Genomic DNA, 578 nt, shown 5'->3' on the forward strand with positions numbered 1-578 from the left:
CCCGGTGTTGAATGCCGGGGTGGAAATCATTCGTTGTTTCCCTGCCCGCCATCTGGAGCAGTACGGATGCTCTGCGCATACAGCGGTGCTCAGTCTTACGCACGATGCGCGCATTGACGATCTGACATTGGTAGAAGCCTGCCACACGTCCGCATTTTACATCGGTGCGCTGGGTTCACAGAGCAACAGTGATCGCAGGCGGGTGCGGCTGGCGGAAATGGGAGAGCTGAGTGCTGAACAGCTGGCGCGAATCAGCGCACCGGTGGGTATGGCACTGGGCAGCAAAACGCCGCCAGAAATTGCGCTGGCGATTATGGCGGATATTGTTCGGGTGAAGAATGGTGTGTGACTCCAGGGCAGAAGGGCTTCTGCCCTGCGGGTCGTACGGCGTTTACTGGGCCTGCAGGAACAATCTTTCCCACATGCTCATCACCAGGACCTGGTCACGCGGGGAAAGCTCACCCGCCTTGATCGCTTTATCCAGGCTGATTTGCACCTGAGCCTGCAACGCTTCCGGCGTGTGTTCGCCGGCCTGTTCAATTTCGGCGACAGCCAGCGTCAGATGACCACGCAGGTAA

General features: G+C 58.7%; 2 protein-coding genes. One reads left to right on the top strand and one right to left on the bottom strand.

Features of this window, described 5'->3' with window-relative positions; all coding sequences use genetic code 11:
• Nucleotides 1–349, top strand: a 349-nt coding sequence (locus WH277_RS02415; protein WP_339504203.1) for an XdhC family protein, incomplete at its 5' end; no start/stop codon positions are given.
• Nucleotides 350–391: 42 nt separating this feature from the next.
• On the opposite strand, the gene WH277_RS02420 is transcribed toward WH277_RS02415, so the two are convergent.
• The coding region (locus tag WH277_RS02420; protein WP_339504204.1) for a YfcL family protein at nucleotides 392–578 on the bottom strand (187 nt) is incomplete at its 5' end.

Source organism: Erwinia sp. MYb416 (assembly GCF_037479575.1).
GTDB lineage: Bacteria > Pseudomonadota > Gammaproteobacteria > Enterobacterales > Enterobacteriaceae > Erwinia > Erwinia rhapontici.